We start from the raw sequence: 15,452 nt of genomic DNA on the forward strand, positions 1-15,452 counted from the left end.
CGTCATGACCACGAGCCACGACCCCAGTGACCAGGAACGGATCGAATCCCGGGCGCACCTGCTGCCGGAGGAGGCGGCGGCGGGTAGCGACGACGCCCAGGCGCAGGCCGACGCGATCCTCACCGAGTCCGACATCCGCGAGGCGGACCAGAACGCCGCCCCCGACACGGTGCTGGAGCACCGCACCTCCGAGCAGACCGTCACCCCCGTCGAGCCGCCCGACTGACCGCGGCGCCCCGCGCCCGGCGGGAACCCCGGTAACTGTCGTCCCGCAGCCGGGCCAGCGGGCCGGTCAGACGCAACCCCGGCGGCACGTTGCCGATCGGGTCGAACGCGAGCGCGGCGTCCTCGGCGGCGCCGCGCTCGTCGTCGAGGCGTACCTCGCCGAACGGCCGCCACCGGCCCACCGCCGAGGCCACCGCCAGCACCAGCCGGGGCTCGTCGGCCGCGACCGCCGCGCCCGCCTCGGCCAGGCCGCGACCCAGGTCGGGTGACTCCGGGTCGGCCAGCACGGCCAGGAACAGCCGCCGCCCGCCGGCCCGGAACGGCATGATCGACGAGTACGTCCCGGTGAAGCGCCGCCGGGGCAGCGGCAGGTTCCGCAGCACCGGCGCGGCGCCGCTGGAACTCCACAGCAAGTCCACCGGCGGCTCCGGGTCACGGTGCAGCCGTACCGCCACGCCCAGCACGTCCGGCCAGCCGCCCGGCGTCGGCACGCCCTTGGACAGGCGGATCGTGGCCGGCCACCGGCCGGGCAGGTCGAGCAGCGGCACGCCCGTCGGCGGCCCCGGCGTACCCCAGATCCGGGCCTCGCCGGCGAACGTGCGCCCGGCCGGGTGCAGCAGCCGGGCGTGCCGGAGCCGGGCCAGCGCGGCGGCGGCGCGCTCGACGGCGGAGGGTGTGGTGGCGGTCATGCCCGCACGGGTACCCCGGCGCACACCGACGATGCTCCGGCGCGCGTGTCACCTTTCCGCCTCCGAGATCGGATAGCGTCGTCTCATGCCCGACAGCGGTTTCCCCTGGCCGATCGAGACGACCCGACTGGACAACGGCCTGCGCGTGGTGGTGAGCGAGGACCGCACCGCCCCGGCCGTGGCGGTCAACCTCTGGTACGACGTGGGCTCACGCCACGAGCCGGCGGGACAGACCGGCTTCGCCCACCTCTTCGAGCACCTCATGTTCGAGGGTTCGGTGAACGTGGCGAAGACCGAGCACATGAAGCTGATCCAGGGCGCGGGCGGCTCGCTCAACGCGACGACCAACCCGGACCGGACAAACTACTTCGAGACGGTCCCGGCCGAGCACCTGGAACTCGCGCTCTGGCTGGAGGCCGACCGGATGGGCGGTCTGGTACCGGCGCTGACCCAGCAGACGCTGGACAACCAGCGCGACGTGGTGAAGAACGAGCGCCGGCAGCGCTATGAGAACGTGCCGTACGGCGACGCGTGGCTGCGGCTGCTGCCGCTGCTCTACCCGCCCGGCCATCCGTACCACCACGCGACGATCGGGTCGATGGCCGACCTGAACGCCGCCGACCTGGCCACCTTCCAGGCGTTCCACAGCACGTACTACGCGCCGAACAACGCGGTCCTCACAGTGGTCGGCGACACAGAAGCGGCGGAGGTGTTCGCGCTCGCCGACAAGTACTTCGGCGGCCTCGACGCGCGCGCCGACATCCCGGCCGCGCCGGACGGCCGCACGGTGCCGGCCACCGGCCGCCCGGCGGTGGAGACGGTCACCGCCGACGTGCCCGCCCCCCGCGTCTACGTCGCGCACCGCACCCACCCGTTCGGCACCGAGGGGTACGACGTGACGACGGTGCTGGCCACCGTGCTCGGCAGCGGCCGGGGCAGCCGCCTCTACCAGCGGCTCGCCGACGGTGAGCGGATCGCCCAGCCGGACCTGGTCGGCGCGTACGGGGTGGATCTGGCGCACGCGCCCGCCCCGCTGATCGCCACCGCCACGGCCCGCCCCGGGGTGAGCGCCGAGCGGCTGCGCGACGGGCTGGCCGAGGTGGTCGACGAGCTGGCCACAGTGCCGGTGACCGCGGCCGAACTGGACCGGGCCAAGGCGTTGCTGAGCACCATGTGGTGGCGGCAGATGTCCACGGTGGACGGGCGGGCGGACACGCTCGGCCGGTACGCCACCCAGTTCGGCGACCCGGCCCGCGCGGCCGACCGGCTGCCGGCCTGGCTCGCGGTGACCGCGGAGCAGATCGCCGAGCAGGCCGCCGAGCTGCTCGGCGCCGCCGACCGGGTGATCCTGACCTACCTGCCCGAGGAGAACTGATGTCGCTGATCGCCACCCGTCCCGGCCCCGGCGCCGCCCGCGCCTACCGGTTCCCGCAGGTGGTCCGGCGGCCGGCGGCCGGCGGCCAGGTGGTCGCCGCGCACCTGCCCGGGCAGAACCTCGCCGTCGCGTTGCTGCTGCTCGACGGCGGCGCGGGCCGGGAGCCGGTCGGCAAGGAGGGCCTCGGCGCGGTGCTGGCCAAGGCGCTGGAGGAGGGCACCGCGCAGCGGGACGCCACCGCGTACGCGCTGGCCATCGAGGCGCTCGGCACCGAGCTGGCGACCGGGCTCGACTGGGACTCGTTCCAGGTGAGCGTGCAGGTGCCGGTGGACCGGCTGACCGCCGCCGTGGAGCTGCTGGCCGAGGCGGTCCGTACGCCCCGGCTCGACCCGGCCGACGTGCTGCGCGTCCGCGACGACGAGGCCACGGCGCTGCGGATGGACTGGGCCAACCCCGGGCCGCGTGCCGACGCGGTGCTGCGGGCCGAGCTGTTCGGCGCGCAGCACCGGTGGGGCCGCCCGCTCTACGGCGACCCGGACAGTGTGGCCGCGCTGGAGGTGGACGACGTCACCGTCTTCCACTCGGAGTGGTTCATCCGCCCCGGCACGCTCGTCGTCGCCGGTGACCTGGAGCGGATCGACCTGGACGCGCTCGCCGCGACGGCGTTCGCCGGCGCCGGCGGCGGCCCGGCGGAACGCGGCGGCCCGATCGACGTGCCGCTGGCCGGGCAGCGGCGGATCATCCTGGTCGACCGACCCGGCTCGGTGCAGTCCACGCTGCGGCTCGGCCACCCGTCCCCGCACCGGGCCCACCCCGACCACGTGCCGATGACCCTCGCCGGGACGGTGCTCGGCGGCGCGTTCACGTCCCGGCTCAACCACCTGATCCGGGAGGTGCGCGGCTACACGTACGGGATCCGGGGGGACTTCGCCTCGTCCCGGCGGTTCGGCCGGTTCGCCGTCAGCTCCGGCGTGCAGACCGCGGTGACCGCGCCGGCGCTCGTCGAGTCGGTGGGCGAGATCTCCCGTACCCAGCTCACCGGGGTGAGCGAGGAGGAGCTGGAGGTGGCGCGTTCCTGGCGGGCCGGGCAGCTCTCGGTCGAGTTGCAGAGCCCGCGGGCCATCGCCGCGGCCCTGAGCACGCTGGTCGTGCACGACCTGCCGGACGACTACCACGCACGGCTGCGGGAGCAACTGCTCGCGGCGACAGTCGAGGACGTCTCCGCCGCGGCCGCGACGTACCTGCACCCCGAGTCGCTGACGATGGTGATCGAGGGGGACGCGGCGGTCATCCGGGACGAGCTGGTCGCCAGCGGTCTCGGCGAGGTGGCCGACCACACGTGACCGGGTGGGGCGGCGGTCCTGTGATTCCCGTCGCCCCGCATCCGCGCGGTGGGAAACGTTTCCCACCCGCACCGCCCGGCTGGGTAGCCTCGCGGGCATGAGGATCGGCATTGTGGGAGCCACCGGTCAGGTCGGTGGCGTCATGCGGCAGGTGCTGGCGGAGCGCGAGTTCCCGGCGGAGCAGGTGCGCCTGTTCGCCTCGGCCCGGTCGGCCGGGCGCACGCTGCCCTGGCGCGACGGCGAGGTCACCGTGGAGGACGCGGCCACCGCGGACTACCGCGGCCTGGACATCGTGCTCTTCTCGGCGGGCAAGGGCACCGCGAAGGAGCTGGCTCCCCGGGTCGCCGAGGCCGGGGCCGTGGTGATCGACAACTCCTCGGCGTTCCGGATGGACCCGCAGGTGCCGCTGGTGGTGGCCGAGGTGAACCCGCACGCGATCGCGGACCGCCCGAAGGGCATCGTGGCCAACCCGAACTGCACCACGATGGCCGCCATGCCGGTGCTGCGCCCGCTGCACGACGAGGCCGGACTGGTCAGCCTCGTCGTCGCCACCTACCAGGCGGTCTCCGGCGCCGGCCTGGCCGGGGTGGCGGAACTGGACGAGCAGGTCCGCAAGGTGGCCGGGGACGCCGCCGGGCTCGCCTTCGACGGCCGGGCGGTGGAGTTCCCGGCGCCGCGCTCGTTCGCCCGCCCGATCGCCTTCAACGTGCTCCCGCTCGCCGGTTCGATCGTCGACGACGGCTCCGACGAGACCGACGAGGAGCAGAAGCTGCGCAACGAGAGCCGCAAGATCCTGGAGATCCCCGGGCTGAAGGTCTCCGGCACGTGCGTGCGGGTGCCGGTCTTCACCGGCCACTCGTTGCAGATCAACGCCCGGTTCGCCCGCCCGATCGACCCGGCCCGGGCCCGTGAGCTGCTCGACGGCGCGCCCGGCGTGGCGCTGCGCGACGTACCGACGCCGCTGGAGGCGGCCGGCCAGGACCCGACGTACGTGGGCCGGATCCGCGCCGACGAGACCGTCGAGCACGGGCTCGCGCTGTTCTGTGCCAACGACAACCTGCGCAAGGGCGCGGCGCTGAACGCCGTGCAGCTAGCCGAGCTGGTCGCCGCCGAGCGCTGACCCCGCGGGCGTCCGTGCCGGACTACCCGGCACGGACGCCCGCTCAGCGGGTATACGCGCCGGGTCGCCGGCTGCCCCACGCCGGCAGGGCGGGGGTGCCGATGACGGCCGAAGGGGACACCGGGGACGCCGGGATGCGCTCGGACACGGGCCGGGCGATCGGGTTCAGCGACGCGGTCTTCGCCATCGTCATCACGCTGCTGGTGCTCGACCTGCGGGTGCCCGAGACGGCGCCGGGCGGGATGCTGCGCGCGCTGCTCGACCAGTGGCCGGTCTACCTCGCCTACGTCACGTCCTACCTGTACGTGGCGGTCAACTGGCTGAACCACAAGGGGACGTTCCACCGGGTCCGCTGCGCCGACCGGGGACTGCACTGGGCGAACCTCGGCGTGCTGTTCAGCGTGGCGCTGCTGCCGTTCGTCACCGCGCTCGTCTCCCGGGCCGTGGAGGAGGGCGACGTCTTCGACGAGCGGGTCGCGGTGTCCGCGTACGCGCTGGTCGGCGTGGTCCTGTCGATCACCTGGCTGTGGCTCTACCACTACCTGAGCCGGCACCGGGAGCTGCTGGAGCCGCACGTCACCGCCCGGTTCTTCGAGGCCGAACGCGTCCGGGCGCTGCTCGGCGTCCTCGCGTACGCGATCGCCGGTCTGGTGGGCGTGCTGCTGAGCGTGCCGGCGGCGCTCGTGGTGCTCCTGCTGCTGCCGATCTTCTACGGGCTGTCCAGCAACGGCTTCTACGACCTGCGCCGGCGCCTGCGTCACCGGCGGTGACGCCCGCGTTACCCCGCCTGCGGCGGCGGGTACACCGCGGTGCCGACACCGAGAGGGGAGCACCATGACAACGGTCGGAGAGTTCATGACGACCCGGTTGGTGACGATGGACGGCAACGACACACTCATCGCGGCGGCGCAGGAGATGCGCGACAGCGCCATCGGCGACGTGGTGGTGACCGACGGCGACAACGTGGTCGGCATCGTGACGGACCGGGACATCACGGTGCGGGGCGTGGCCGAGAACATGGACCCCACCGCCACCCGGCTCAACCAGATCACCAGCAAGGACGTGGTGACCGTCAGCCAGAACGACGACGCCGTGGCCGCCGCCGACCTGATGCGCACGTACGCGGTCCGCCGCCTCCCGGTGGTCGACGACGGCCGTCTGGTCGGCCTGATCTCCATGGGTGACCTGGCGGTGGAGCGGGAACCCCAGTCGGTGCTCGCGGACATCAGCGCCGACGACCCCAACAACTAGACCTCTCTGCCGCGGTGACGCCGGCTCCCGGTTCGGGGGCCGGCGTCGCGCGTCCGGGCCGTGGTGCCGCGCTCACCCGGTTCGGGCGAGGTTGGCCCCGGACCGGGTGGGGACACGGAGCCTCGACAGGTAGACCGCGGATCGCGGGAGGAGTCGCCCGGATGGTGGACATGACCACGAGATTCTTCGAGGACCTGGACCGGCGGGGGTTCGAGCCGCTGCTGGTCAAGACATCCGGAACGCTCCGCTTCGACCTGCACGAGGGCCCGCACACCACGCACTGGTTGCTGGAGATCGATCGGGGAAACCTGCGGGTCCGGCAGGAGGACGGCGAGGCGGACACGGTGGTCGGCACCGAACCGCGCCTGTTCGCCGAGCTGGTCGGCGGTGAGGAGAACGCCATCGCGGCGCTGCTGCGCGGCGACATGACGGTCGTCGGCGACCTGCGGCTCGTGTTGCAGGTCGAGCGGGTCTTCCCCGGCCCGCCGGACTCCCGCGGACCGCATCACACGTTCAGCGGGAGGGGTGCCTGATGCCCGGCAGCAACACCGTCCGGATCCTGGACGGCAACACGTTCGTGGTGTGCGAGGACACCGGCGACATCGAGGCCACACCGAGCGAGCCGACCGGCCTGTTCTCGCTCGACACGCGGTACCTGTCGAAGTGGGTGCTCACCGTCAACGGCGAGCGGCTCAACGCGCTCTCCTACGACGACCTCCAGTACTACGAGGCCCGGTTCTTCCTGGTGCCCGGCATGGCCACGCACTACATCGACGCGAAGCTGTCGGTCATCCGGGAGCGGGCGGTCGGCGGCAGCTTCCGCGAGACGCTGACCATCCTCAACCACGACGAGAAGGCTGTCGACCTGGAGATCCGGATGGACGCCGGGTCCGACTTCGCCGACCTGTTCCAGGTCAAGGACGAGATCCTGAACAAGAAGGGCGAACACTACGCCGAGGCCGAGTCGGACCGGCTGCGCCTGGGCTACCGGCGCGGCAACTTCCGGCGCGAGACGCTCGTCTCCGCCAACCAGCCGGCCCGCTACGACCAGCGCGGCTTCGCCTGGAGCATCCGGCTGGAACCCAACGAGCAGTGGGACGCCGTCATCGACGTGCAGACGTTCGCGATCGGCCCCGGCGGCCGGGACCTGCGGATGGGACTGCGCGCGCACGGCACCGAGCGGCTCGCGCTCCAGCACGACCTGGAGGAGTGGATCAGCCGGGCCCCGAAGCTGAACAGCGAGCACGAGCAACTCGCCGCGACGTACCGGCGGAGCCTGGTCGACCTCGCGGCGCTGCGCTTCTCACCGCTGTCGCTCGGCGGGCAGACGCTGCCCGCGGCCGGCCTGCCCTGGTTCATGACCATGTTCGGCCGGGACAGCATCCTCACCTGCCTCCAGGTGCTGCCGTTCGCGCCGGAGATGTCGAAGACCACGCTGCGGATCCTCGGCGCGCTCCAGGGCACGCGGTTCGACGACTTCCGGGACGAGGATCCGGGGCGGATCCTGCACGAGATGCGGTACGGCGAGACCGCCGCGTTCGAGGAGCAGCCGCACTCGCCGTACTACGGCTCGGTGGACGCGACCCCGCTGTTCGTGGTGCTGCTCGACGAGTACGAGCGGTGGAGCGGCGACGGCGCGCTGGTCAAGGAGCTGGAACGGGAGTGCCGGGCCGCGCTGAAGTGGGTCGACGACTACGCCGACCTGCTCGGCAACGGCTACATCTGGTACGAGCGGCGCAACACCGACACCGGCCTGGAGAACCAGTGCTGGAAGGACTCGTGGGACTCCATCTCGTACGCCGACGGCACGCTGCCGCCGTTCCCCCGGGCCACCTGCGAGGTGCAGGGGTACGCGTACGACGCGAAGATGCGGGCCGCCCGGATGGCCCGGGAGTTCTGGGGCGACCCCACGTACGCCGATCAGCTGGAACGCGAGGCGGCGGAGCTGAAGCGGCGCTTCAACAACGACTGGTGGGTCGCCGACCGCGGCTTCTACGCGCTCGCACTGGACCCGGACGGGCGCCAGTGCGACGTGCTCACCTCCAACATCGGCCACCTGCTGTGGAGCGGGATCGTGGACGACGAGCGGGCGCCGAAGGTCGCCGAGCATCTGGTCGGCCCGCGGCTCTGGTCCGGCTGGGGGGTGCGGACGCTGGCCGAGGGCGAGGTCCGCTACAACCCGATCGGCTACCACAACGGCACGATCTGGCCGTTCGACAACTCGTTCGTCGCCTGGGGCCTGCGCCGGTACGGCTTCGCCGAGGAGGCCGCCACAGTCGCAAACGGCATCCTCGACGCGGCCACCTACTTCGAGGGCCGGCTGCCGGAGGCGTTCGGCGGCTACCAGCGCGAGCTGACCAAGTTCCCGGTGGAGTACCCGACCGCGTGCAGCCCGCAGGCGTGGTCCACCGGGGCGCCGCTGCTGCTGCTGCGCACCATGCTGGGGCTGGAGCCGCACGACAAGCACCTGGCGGTCGACCCGCGGCTGCCGGTGGGTATGGGACGGATCGAGGTGCTGGACATCCCGGGTCGCTGGGGCCGGGTGGACGCGTTCGCCCGGGGCCGGCTCGACCTCGACGAGCTGGCCGACTGAGCGGGCCGGCGCCGGGACGGCGGGTCGGTGCCGTGCTCGGGGCGGCGGTTCAGTGCCCGGGCGGCGGCGCGGTGTGTGCCTCGTTCGGCGGGAGCAGGCAGAACTCGTTGCCCTCCGGGTCGGCAAGCACGGTCCAGCGCGGCAGCTCGCGGACGACTGTCGCGCCCGCCTCCAGAACCGCGGCCCGCTCCTCGGCGTCGCCGACCAGGTCGAGGTGGATCCGGCCGGGCTCCGGCAACACGTCGGCGGGGCTGATCCACAGATCCGGACGCCGCCCGTGCGGATCGCGCAGCAGCACCGCCTCCGTCGGCGCGAGCGTGCCCTCGGCGAGCTTCACCCGGTCCGCCTCGACCACCGGCAGCCCGGTGACCGCACTCCAGAACGGGGCCAGCAGGTAGGGGTCGCGGCAGTGGATGACGATCGCGGCGAGGTCGGGCATGCCTCGAACCTAGTCGCCCGCGACGGCGGGCAGGACGCTGTCCAGGAACGCGGCGGCAGCCGCGCGCAGGTCGGGCCGGGCCAGGTCGAGCGCGTGACCGCCGTGGGTGAGCCAGAGGTGCGCCGGGTGCCCGGCGGCGAGCAGCCGGCCGGCCAGTTCGACCGGCTGGGCGGCCGGCACCGCGACGTCGTCGCGCCCCTGGACCAGCAGCACCGGCACGCCGGAGCCGAGGTGGGTGGCGACGGTCGCGTCGACGGTGGCCGGGTCGCCCGCGGCCGGCGGATGGCCCAGCAGGTCGGTCCACGGGTCGTCGCCGGGGGCGCGCCGGCGCCGCTGCTCCGGGTCGAGCGGGTCGACGGGGGCCCAGTACGCGAGCACCCCGGCCACGTCGCCGGGCCGGTCCACCCCGCGCAGGCCGAGCTGAAGGGCCAGCATCCCGCCGGCCGAGTCACCGCCCACCAGCAGCGGCAGGCCGCCCGCCTCGGCCCGGGCGGCCCGGGCCGAGACGCGGACGTCGTCGAGCTGGGCCGGCCAGCGCGCCTGGTGCGAGAACCGGTACGTGGCCGGCACCACGCGCAGCCCGAGGGACGCGAGCGCCGTCCCGTCCTCCTCGGCCCGGGCCCGCCAGCCTCCGCCGTGAATCCAGAGCAGCACAGCGCGTTCAGTCATGGCGCCATCGTCGCCGGGCCCGGGCCGGTGCGCGACCCGGGTCTGCCGAGGGCAGATCGGCCCTACGGTCGCGTAACCTACTCGGGGTAAAGTTTCGACATGTCGGAACTCGTGTACCCCCCTGTGATCACCGCCGCGAAGACGATGTTCCGGCTCCTCGACCTGCGCCTCGACGTGTCCGGCAGCGACCACGTGCCGCACACCGGCGGCGCCGTGCTCGCGTCCAACCACGTGAGCTACCTCGACTTCATCTTCTGCGGCTACGGCGCGCACCCGGCCAAGCGGCTGGTCCGGTTCATGGCGAAGGACAGCGTCTTCCGGCACCGCGTCTCCGGTCCGCTGATGCGCGGCATGAAGCACATCCCGGTCAACCGGTCCGCCGGCGCCGGCTCGTACGCCGCCGCGGTGAGCGCGCTGCGCGGGGGCGAGGTGGTGGGCGTCTTCCCGGAGGCGACGATCAGCCGCTCCTTCACCGTGAAGGACCTGAAGAACGGCGCGGCCCGGATGTCGCAGGAGGCGGGCGTGCCGCTGCTGCCGGTCGCGCTCTGGGGCACCCAGCGGCTGTGGACGAAGGGCCGCCCGCGCACGCTGACCCGCCGGCACACCCCGATCACCATCATCGTCGGCGACCCGATGGACCCGTCCGCCTACCCGGACGCCACAGCCATGACCGCCGACCTGCGTACCCGCTTGTCGGCGCTGGTCGACCGGGCCCAGCGGGAGTACCCGGACAAGCCGTCCGGCCCGGACGACACCTGGTGGCAGCCGGCGCACCTGGGCGGCAGCGCGCCGACCCCGGAGGAGGCAGTCGAGCTGGACCGGTCCGAGCGCCGCACCCGCAGCGCCTCCTGACTACGCCGGGTTCCGCTGCGGGGGAGCGTCAGCAGGCGGAGCCGGGTGGTCGTGGGCGGGGAAGCCGGACCACGCCCACGGCGACGCCTCGGCCTCGGCCTCGGCCTCGGGCGGACGGTAGTAGTCGTCGCGGGACAGGAACTCCACCGGCAGCGAGCCCGGCAGCGTCACGGTGCCCAGCGTCGGACCGGGGGAGGCGGCCCCCCGGACGGCGAGGACGTCCCGTTCCGGCGGGGACAGGTCCACCAGGTCGGCGTTGGCGAGCCGGAACCCGGCCACCGAGCGGCGTACCTGCCGGGCCAGCCCGGCGACCAGACCGACCGGGCCGGTCAGCGCCAGCGCCGGCTGCCGGATGGTGCGCAGCGCGTCGCAGACGATGCGCAGCTCGGCGATGCCGTCGCCCACCTCGGCCAGTTCCAGCCGGGACGGCCACTGCCAGCGGATCTGGCCGCTGACCAGGCGGGACAGCCGGACCGGACGCCGGTGCCGGGCACCCGCCCGGCTGTCCCGCCCGGAGACCACAGACAGTTCGGAACCGGTGCAGACGTACGCCAGCCGTCGCTCGGTCACGGTGATCGTCGCCGGCGAGGGCAGCGACCAGCAGCGGACGTCCTCGCTCGGACCGAGCAGGTGACCGGCGACGCGCAGGCAGTGCTGACCGAGCAGACGTTCGCCCGGCTCGGGCACCAGCTCGTAGCGCCGGTCGAGCACGGGACGGGTGGGGTCGTCGTCGGCGTCGAACCGATGCGGTCCGACGAAGAAGGGTGTGGCGTCCTCCGGCACGGTACGACCTCCCGATGACGGTTGGCGGTACCGGTCAGCCTGCCCGGTTCCTGGGGTGACTGTCATGACACCTGTTAGGGGGTCGGCCGGTCGGCCGACGCCTGCGACCGGTAGATGCCGATATCTTCCGGTCGGACGAGTCCGTCCTCGATCGCCCGGGCGAGCAGTGCCGCCTTCGTGGCGGCCGGGCGCCCCGCTCGGGTGTATTTGATCCGCGCACGGTCGACGTACTGCTTCACGGTGTGCTCACTGATCTGCATCCGGCGGGCCACCGACGCCTTCGACATCGACTGGAACCACAGCAGCAGCGCCTCGCGCTCCTTGTCCGACAGGGACGGACGATCCGGGCGGGCGTCACCCACCATCGCGCCGGCCAGAGCCGGCGGCACGTACGGCCGGTCGCTCGCCGCCGCCAGCACGGTGGCCACACAGTGCTCGCGCCCCTCGTGCTTGGCCAGGAACGCCACCGCCCCGGCGTCGAGCGCGGCAAGCATGGTCGTCGGGTCGCTGTGCTCGGAGTAGACCACCACCCGGCGCCCGGCCGCGCTCAGCTCGGCCAGCTTGTCCAGCACCATCCGGCCGTGCAGGCGCAGGTCGAGCAGCACCACCTCGGCGTCCGGCGCGGCCCGCAGCACCTCGTCCGGGTCGTCGCCGGTGGCCAGCACCCGCAACCGGGGTTCGCGGGCCAGCCAGGCGCGCACCCCGTCGATCACCACCGGATGGTCGTCCACGATCGCCACCCCGATCGGGGTTCCGGCGTTCACGTCCGCCGCCAGCGGGTCTGCGTCCATCTGATCTCCCCGTCCCGCTCGTGCAGGTGTTCCACCGGCCCGTCCCCGCCGGTCGCCGGCTCGTCCGGGCCGTCGTGCTCCGGTGTCACCAGGCTGACCACCACCTCGTCCGGGGCCGCGACCACTGTGAGCCGGGCCCAGCCCTCGGCGGCGGCGAGCGCCGCGGTGAGCGGGTCGGCCAGGCCGCGCCTGATCTCCACCGGCAGTTCCGGTGGCGTGCCGACCGACACCAGGTCGATCGGCAGTCCGTTGCGCTCGGCCAGGTCGGCCGCCGCACGCAGTTCGTGCAGCAGCGCGTCCGGAACGTCGTCCGACTCGGCGATCAGCCGGCGCAGCCGGGCCGCCGCCAGCACCGCGCGCCGCCGTACCGCCGGGTCGGCCGGGTCGGCGTCGCCCGCCGCCAGTTCGGCCAGCACCTCCTCTGCCGTGCCGCTGACCAGGGCCAGCCGCGCCTGCCGTTCGGTGCGGGCCCGCTCGGCCGCCTCCCGCTCCGCCGCCACGGCGAGCGTCGCCGCCGCGGTGGCCGCCCGACCCCGGGCCTGCGCGGTGAGCGCCGCCGCGCCGACGAAGACCGCCACCGGCAGGGTGGAGGTGCCGTAGACGTACATCGCGGCCCGGCTCAGGTCGGCCGGGGCGGTCGCCCCGTACAGCACCACCGCCGCCAGCGCCGTCGTGCCGTGCGCCGCGAGCATGACCAGCAGCCAGCGCACCGGCCGCTGCCAGAGCACCAGCAGGAAGAACCAGGCCAGGCCGCCCCACACCCAGTTGGCGGTGCTGAACAGGAACCGTTCGCCGGCCCCGGCGACCACCGCCGCGTCGACCACCAGCAGCACCGCGGCCAGCGGCCCGGCCGCCGGCAGCCCGCCGCGCAGCAGCCGTACGCCGGCCCCGACCCCGACCAGCGCGGTCACCAGCCAGCCCGCCGCCACCACGGCCGGGAAGGCCATCCCCGGTCCGGCCCGCAACACGGCCGGCAGCGCGACCGCCAGGTGCCAGGCCGCCGCGATGACGATCACGGCGATCCGCGCGCCACCGTCGGACGCGTCGGCCACCGCGTGCGCCTCCGGCGGGGCGGTGGCCGCTCCGGAGCGCGTCGCCGCGCGCGGCCGGGGCAGCGGGCGCAGCGCGGGGCCGGCCGACACGGCCGTACCCGACTCACTCGCCATCGGACCACTCCAGCCGAATCCGGGTGCCGGCGCCAGGGGCGGAAGTCACCACCGCCCGACCGCCCACAGTGCTCATCCTCCCGTGGATCGACTCGCGCAGCCCGTACCGGTGGGCCGGGACCGTGGACGGGTCGAACCCGGGACCGTCGTCGACCACCTCGACCACGACGGTGCCGCCCTCGCGGGCCAGGCACAGCGACGTGGCCGCGCCCGGCGCGTGCCGCGCCACGTTCGCCAGCGCGGCGGCGGCGCTGTCGGCGAGCGCCGTGGCGACCTCCGCCGGCAGCCGGCACGGCGCAAGCGTCGCGGTCACCGCCGGCCCGGGCGTCCCGGCCAGCACCTCGCGCAGACGTTCGTCCAGGTCGGCCTCGCCGGCCGCGGTCGCGGTCCGCGCACCCGCCAGGGCGGTGAGGGTACGCAGATCGTCTGCGCACCGCCGGCGCAACGTCGCCGAGTCCGGTACGGCGCCGAGGCCGACCATGGTGAGCGTGCCCAGGACGGTGTCGTGCAGGTCGCGGTTCTGCCGCCGTTCGTCCTCGCGGGCCGCACGCGCCACCACCGCCTCGCGGGACAGGCGCTGGTAGTCGGCGAACGCGGCGTCGGCGCGGCCGATCCGGCGGCGCATCACCGCCGTCATCACCGCCGTGCTGCCGGTCTGCACCAGCAGCGTCCCGGCGTGGGCCCGCGCCTCGGCAGGGTCGCCGGCCAGCGTGGCGCCGGTGACGTACGCGGCGGTGACCAGCAGACCGGCCGGCACGGACCAGCGGGCCGGGGCGGTGGCCTGCGCGTTGATGACTGTCGAGCTGGCCAGCACCGCGACCCAGCTCGCCTCGCCTGGCAGCACCTCCGGCGCGACCAGCCACGGCACGGCGAGCGCGGTGGCGGTGGTCAGCGCCACGTCACCGGCGACCAGCGCGCCGCCGATCCCGTGCCGGAACGCGCGGAACGCGTACCAGACCGACCAGGCGGTCAGCACGACGACCGCGGGGATCAGCAGCGCCACCCGCACCGGCGGCGTACGCACCGACAGCGCGACCGCAGCGCCGACCAGGCCGCAGGTGAGCCGAAGCAGCGCCGGCGTGGTCGTGAAGATCAGGCCGAACGCGTCACCCGCCGGACGGGCCGGCGAGGGCCGTGACAGGGGCATGGCGGCAGCGACCGGCATCGGGGGGATGTCCTTCCGGCAGCGACCCGGCCGGGTCCGCGCGGCATAGATTGACGCTGGAGAATAACATGGTTTGTCGCAACTGGTCACCCTTGGTGCTTGACGAGTTTCGTTCCGGCGTAAAGCAGGCGGCGGTCCGGCCCGACGGTCAGCGGCGCGCGGCGGCGAGCAGGTGGGCGCTGGCGCCGACGATCGCGGCGTCCCGCTCGAACGTCTCGGCGCAGGCCACCGCGTCGGCGAACAACCGCTCGTGCGACCCGGTGCCGAGCGCGTTCAGCAGCGGCCACAGCGGACCCTCCACCCCGTACACCTCCGGGGTGGGCAGTCCGGCCGCGACGAAGTCGGCGGCCAGTTCCTCCGGCCGATGGAAGAACGCGGTGGTGAACCCGGTGCGCGGATCGTTCACGCCGGTCTCGTACTCGGCGCGCAGCAACTGACGGTTGTGCTCGTCCACGCGGCCCTGCGCGCTCAGGTCGATCAGCGCGGCGTGGCGGCTGATCGCCGCCGCCACGACCGTCCCGCCCGGCCGGGTCACCCGCGCCGCCTCGCGCAGCGCCGCCACCCGGTCGGCCTGCCGCGGCAGGTGGTAGAGCGGGCCGAGCAGCAGCGTCGCGTCCGCCGCCGCGTCGGGCGACGGCAACGCGCGGGCGTCACCCACCGACGCGGTCACCAGCGGGTACGCGGACCGCGCCGCCGCCACGTGCGCGGGCACCAGGTCGACCAGGTGCACCCGGTAACCGGCCGCGGCGAGCGGGCCCGCGTAGGCCCCGGGACCGCCGCCGACGTCCAGCACGTCCGCGGGTGCGGCGGGCAGCAGCCGGGCGAGCAGATCCCGGGTACGCCGTGCCTCCAGCCGGCCCTGCGGTGACCCTTCCAGCCGGTCGGCCTCGACGTAGACCTCTGTGTAGTAGCGACTGATGTCCGGCTCGGCCGGGCGGTGTGCGGGCATCGATCGATGGTCGCCGAGAAGCGGAGCCGCAGCATCCGGTTT

General features: G+C 74.1%; 17 protein-coding genes. 9 read left to right on the forward strand and 8 right to left on the reverse strand.

The annotated features are described in order from the left end of the window. Positions 1–4: 4 nt before the first annotated feature. On the forward strand, positions 5–226 hold the full coding sequence (locus tag GA0070562_RS17590) for a hypothetical protein (RefSeq protein ID WP_091423325.1): 222 nt from the start codon (positions 5–7) through the stop codon (positions 224–226). Here GA0070562_RS17590 and GA0070562_RS17595 read toward each other — a convergent pair. Beyond that, entirely contained in the window at positions 201–914 is a 714-nt protein-coding gene (locus GA0070562_RS17595; protein WP_091422958.1) for a phosphodiesterase, read from the reverse strand. The genes GA0070562_RS17590 and GA0070562_RS17595 overlap by 26 nt on opposite strands. 85 nt (positions 915–999) lie before the next feature. Here GA0070562_RS17595 and GA0070562_RS17600 point away from each other — a divergent pair, with 85 nt between their 5' ends. From GA0070562_RS17600 to GA0070562_RS17630, 7 genes are all read left to right on the forward strand, one after another. After that, positions 1,000–2,289, forward strand: coding sequence for a M16 family metallopeptidase (locus GA0070562_RS17600; RefSeq protein ID WP_091422964.1), 1,290 nt, complete (start codon positions 1,000–1,002; stop codon positions 2,287–2,289). Further along, on the forward strand, positions 2,289–3,632 hold the full coding sequence (locus GA0070562_RS17605) for a M16 family metallopeptidase (protein ID WP_091422966.1): 1,344 nt from the start codon (positions 2,289–2,291) through the stop codon (positions 3,630–3,632). Before GA0070562_RS17600 ends, GA0070562_RS17605 begins: the two co-directional genes overlap by 1 nt. A 97-nt stretch (positions 3,633–3,729) precedes the next feature. Beyond that, a complete protein-coding gene (locus GA0070562_RS17610) occupies positions 3,730–4,752 on the forward strand; it encodes an aspartate-semialdehyde dehydrogenase (RefSeq protein WP_091422968.1) in 1,023 nt (340 codons plus the stop codon). Positions 4,753–4,886: 134 nt separating this feature from the next. Beyond that, positions 4,887–5,522 carry a TMEM175 family protein gene (locus GA0070562_RS17615; RefSeq protein ID WP_254663813.1) on the forward strand — a complete coding sequence of 212 codons (636 nt, stop codon included), beginning with the start codon at positions 4,887–4,889 and terminating at the stop codon, positions 5,520–5,522. Between the two features lie 64 nt (positions 5,523–5,586). After that, positions 5,587–6,003 carry a CBS domain-containing protein gene (locus tag GA0070562_RS17620; protein WP_091422973.1) on the forward strand — a complete coding sequence of 139 codons (417 nt, stop codon included), beginning with the start codon at positions 5,587–5,589 and terminating at the stop codon, positions 6,001–6,003. A 161-nt stretch (positions 6,004–6,164) separates the two neighbouring features. After that, positions 6,165–6,536, forward strand: a complete 372-nt coding sequence (locus tag GA0070562_RS17625) for an SCP2 sterol-binding domain-containing protein (RefSeq protein ID WP_091422977.1) — start codon at positions 6,165–6,167, stop codon at positions 6,534–6,536. Further along, positions 6,536–8,596: an amylo-alpha-1,6-glucosidase gene (locus tag GA0070562_RS17630; RefSeq protein WP_091422980.1), complete on the forward strand. Its 2,061-nt coding sequence runs from the start codon at positions 6,536–6,538 to the stop codon at positions 8,594–8,596. The genes GA0070562_RS17625 and GA0070562_RS17630 overlap by 1 nt, the downstream gene beginning before the upstream one ends. A 49-nt stretch (positions 8,597–8,645) precedes the next feature. Here GA0070562_RS17630 and GA0070562_RS17635 read toward each other — a convergent pair whose 3' ends face one another. Further along, positions 8,646–9,035: a VOC family protein gene (locus GA0070562_RS17635; RefSeq protein WP_047890580.1), complete on the reverse strand. Its 390-nt coding sequence runs from the start codon at positions 9,033–9,035 to the stop codon at positions 8,646–8,648. 9 nt (positions 9,036–9,044) lie between these two features. Continuing rightward, positions 9,045–9,704: an alpha/beta hydrolase gene (locus GA0070562_RS17640; protein ID WP_091422983.1), complete on the reverse strand. Its 660-nt coding sequence runs from the start codon at positions 9,702–9,704 to the stop codon at positions 9,045–9,047. 99 nt (positions 9,705–9,803) lie between these two features. Here GA0070562_RS17640 and GA0070562_RS17645 point away from each other — a divergent pair, with 99 nt between their 5' ends. Further along, positions 9,804–10,556 carry a lysophospholipid acyltransferase family protein gene (locus GA0070562_RS17645; protein ID WP_091422986.1) on the forward strand — a complete coding sequence of 251 codons (753 nt, stop codon included), beginning with the start codon at positions 9,804–9,806 and terminating at the stop codon, positions 10,554–10,556. Here GA0070562_RS17645 and GA0070562_RS17650 read toward each other — a convergent pair whose 3' ends face one another. From GA0070562_RS17650 to GA0070562_RS17670, 5 genes are all read right to left on the reverse strand, one after another. Continuing rightward, on the reverse strand, positions 10,557–11,339 hold the full coding sequence (locus tag GA0070562_RS17650) for a hypothetical protein (RefSeq protein WP_091422989.1): 783 nt from the start codon (positions 11,337–11,339) through the stop codon (positions 10,557–10,559). It abuts the gene before it with no gap. A 74-nt stretch (positions 11,340–11,413) separates the two neighbouring features. Continuing rightward, positions 11,414–12,130, reverse strand: coding sequence for a response regulator transcription factor (locus GA0070562_RS17655; RefSeq protein ID WP_091422991.1), 717 nt, complete (start codon positions 12,128–12,130; stop codon positions 11,414–11,416). Beyond that, a complete protein-coding gene (locus tag GA0070562_RS17660) occupies positions 12,100–13,296 on the reverse strand; it encodes a hypothetical protein (protein ID WP_091422994.1) in 1,197 nt (398 codons plus the stop codon). Before GA0070562_RS17660 ends, GA0070562_RS17655 begins: the two co-directional genes overlap by 31 nt. After that, positions 13,286–14,461, reverse strand: coding sequence for an ATP-binding protein (locus tag GA0070562_RS17665; RefSeq protein ID WP_091422996.1), 1,176 nt, complete (start codon positions 14,459–14,461; stop codon positions 13,286–13,288). Before GA0070562_RS17665 ends, GA0070562_RS17660 begins: the two co-directional genes overlap by 11 nt. Before the next feature lie 148 nt (positions 14,462–14,609). Continuing rightward, a complete protein-coding gene (locus tag GA0070562_RS17670) occupies positions 14,610–15,410 on the reverse strand; it encodes a class I SAM-dependent methyltransferase (protein WP_091423000.1) in 801 nt (266 codons plus the stop codon). Between the last annotated feature and the right edge of the window lie 42 nt (positions 15,411–15,452).

This window comes from Micromonospora tulbaghiae (assembly GCF_900091605.1).
In the GTDB taxonomy this organism is placed as follows: Bacteria; Actinomycetota; Actinomycetes; order Mycobacteriales; family Micromonosporaceae; genus Micromonospora; species Micromonospora tulbaghiae.

What these genes read in the sequence shown, in the direction of transcription:
- GA0070562_RS17655 (WP_091422991.1), bottom strand. Translation starts at nt 12,130, where the DNA reads ATGGACGCAGACCCGCTGGCGGCGGACGTGAACGCCGGAACCCCGATC.
- GA0070562_RS17640 (WP_091422983.1), bottom strand. Translation starts at nt 9,704, where the DNA reads ATGACTGAACGCGCTGTGCTGCTCTGGATTCACGGCGGAGGCTGGCGG.
- GA0070562_RS17660 (WP_091422994.1), bottom strand. Translation starts at nt 13,296, where the DNA reads ATGGCGAGTGAGTCGGGTACGGCCGTGTCGGCCGGCCCCGCGCTGCGC.
- GA0070562_RS17635 (WP_047890580.1), bottom strand. Translation starts at nt 9,035, where the DNA reads ATGCCCGACCTCGCCGCGATCGTCATCCACTGCCGCGACCCCTACCTG.
- GA0070562_RS17625 (WP_091422977.1), top strand. Translation starts at nt 6,165, where the DNA reads ATGGTGGACATGACCACGAGATTCTTCGAGGACCTGGACCGGCGGGGG.
- GA0070562_RS17645 (WP_091422986.1), top strand. Translation starts at nt 9,804, where the DNA reads ATGTCGGAACTCGTGTACCCCCCTGTGATCACCGCCGCGAAGACGATG.
- GA0070562_RS17615 (WP_254663813.1), top strand. Translation starts at nt 4,887, where the DNA reads ATGCGCTCGGACACGGGCCGGGCGATCGGGTTCAGCGACGCGGTCTTC.
- GA0070562_RS17590 (WP_091423325.1), top strand. Translation starts at nt 5, where the DNA reads ATGACCACGAGCCACGACCCCAGTGACCAGGAACGGATCGAATCCCGG.
- GA0070562_RS17620 (WP_091422973.1), top strand. Translation starts at nt 5,587, where the DNA reads ATGACAACGGTCGGAGAGTTCATGACGACCCGGTTGGTGACGATGGAC.
- GA0070562_RS17600 (WP_091422964.1), top strand. Translation starts at nt 1,000, where the DNA reads ATGCCCGACAGCGGTTTCCCCTGGCCGATCGAGACGACCCGACTGGAC.
- GA0070562_RS17630 (WP_091422980.1), top strand. Translation starts at nt 6,536, where the DNA reads ATGCCCGGCAGCAACACCGTCCGGATCCTGGACGGCAACACGTTCGTG.
- GA0070562_RS17670 (WP_091423000.1), bottom strand. Translation starts at nt 15,410, where the DNA reads ATGCCCGCACACCGCCCGGCCGAGCCGGACATCAGTCGCTACTACACA.
- GA0070562_RS17595 (WP_091422958.1), bottom strand. Translation starts at nt 914, where the DNA reads ATGACCGCCACCACACCCTCCGCCGTCGAGCGCGCCGCCGCCGCGCTG.
- GA0070562_RS17610 (WP_091422968.1), top strand. Translation starts at nt 3,730, where the DNA reads ATGAGGATCGGCATTGTGGGAGCCACCGGTCAGGTCGGTGGCGTCATG.
- GA0070562_RS17665 (WP_091422996.1), bottom strand. Translation starts at nt 14,461, where the DNA reads ATGCCGGTCGCTGCCGCCATGCCCCTGTCACGGCCCTCGCCGGCCCGT.
- GA0070562_RS17605 (WP_091422966.1), top strand. Translation starts at nt 2,289, where the DNA reads ATGTCGCTGATCGCCACCCGTCCCGGCCCCGGCGCCGCCCGCGCCTAC.